Origin of the sequence: Paraburkholderia bannensis (assembly GCF_014200455.1) — a bacterium.
In the GTDB taxonomy this organism is placed as follows: Bacteria; Pseudomonadota; Gammaproteobacteria; order Burkholderiales; family Burkholderiaceae; genus Paraburkholderia; species Paraburkholderia bannensis_A.
Genome location: NZ_JACHBW010000066.1, coordinates 1 through 1,378, shown reverse-complemented (window position 1 = coordinate 1,378; position 1,378 = coordinate 1). Strand labels below are relative to the sequence as shown.

At 66.1% G+C, this 1,378-nt stretch carries 2 protein-coding genes; both read left to right on the top strand.

All coding sequences use genetic code 11. The features are described from left to right. Nucleotides 1-525 (top strand): tyrosine-type recombinase/integrase (locus F4827_RS34860; protein ID WP_183734086.1); only part of this gene is annotated, 525 nt, incomplete at its 5' end. 6 nt (nt 526-531) lie between these two features. Then, nucleotides 532-1,378 (top strand): IS91 family transposase (locus F4827_RS34855; protein ID WP_183734083.1); only part of this gene is annotated, 847 nt, incomplete at its 3' end.

Here is a 1,378-nt window from a genome sequence, read left to right as displayed (position 1 = left end):
AACCTGAAGCACCAGACCGCGTTGTCGGTCGCGTACGGCGCGGGGCTGCGCGCCAGTGAAGTGGTCGCGCTGAAGGTCGCCGACGTCGACAGCGAACGCATGACACTGCGTATCGAGCAGGGCAAGGGCCGCCGTGACCGCTATGCGATGCTCTCGCCGGTGCTGCTCGAGCGTCTGCGTGTGTGGTGGCGCGTGGCCCGTGCGCAGGGCAAGATGCCCGATGGTGGGTGGCTGTTTCCCGGGCTCGATCCGCTCGACCAGTTGAGCACGCGGCAACTGAACCGCGCCATTCATGCCGCCGCCGAGGCTGCCCACATCGACAAACGTGTATCCATGCACACGCTGAGGCACAGCTTCGCGACACACCTCCTTGAACAGAAGGTAGACATCCGCGTGATCCAGGTGCTGCTCGGCCATGCCAAGCTTGAGAACACCGCGCTCTACGTCCAGGTGGCCACCGACCTGCTGCGCGAGGTCACCAGTCCGCTGGACCGTCTGCCCACCGAGTCGGCCCCTGTGCTGTAGCGCCTCATGCTGGAGGTTGCGGATATCTTCCGCCGCCACCGGCCAGCATGGCGGGCTACAACGCACCTGAGCCTGGGGCAGCTGAAGGTCATGTCGGCCATCGAACGGTGCCGCACGGCGGCACTGGGCGGGCATGTGCTGCGCTGTTCAGGCTGCGCAAGGACGGAGGTGTCCTTCAACTCGTGCCGCAACCGGCATTGCCCGAAGTGCCAGGCCAGCGCCGCACACCGCTGGCTGGAGGCACGTCAGGCCGATCTGCTACCCGTCGAATACTTCCACGTCGTCTTCACGCTTCCCGCGCCCGTCAGTGCGATCGCCTGGTATAACAAACGGATCATCTACGGCCTGCTGCTCGACATCGCCGCCGACACGCTGCGCACGATCGCCGCCGATCCCCGGCATCTCGGCGCGCAGATCGGGGCCACGTTCGTCCTGCACACCTGGGGCTCGGCACTCACGCATCATCCGCATGTGCATGGGATCGTACCCGGCGGCGGACTCTCTCCCGATGGCGAGCGCTGGATTGTGTGCCGGCCCGGCTTCTTCCTGCCGGTGCGCGTGCTCTCACGCCTGTTTCGCCGGCGCTTCCTCGAAGCGCTCGAAGCGGCACACCGGTATGGCCAGCTACAGTTCTTCGGCGAGTACACCGGGCTCGCCGATCCCGCCACCTTTGCGCGGTGGCTTGCGCCGCTGCGTACCTGCGAATGGGTGGTCTACGCCAAGCGCCCATTCGCCGGACCGAAGGCGGTGCTTGAATACCTCTCACGCTACACGCACCGCGTCGCCATCTCCAACCAGCGCCTGGTCGCCTTCGATGAGCTTGGCGTGACGTTCCGCTGGAAGGACTACCGTG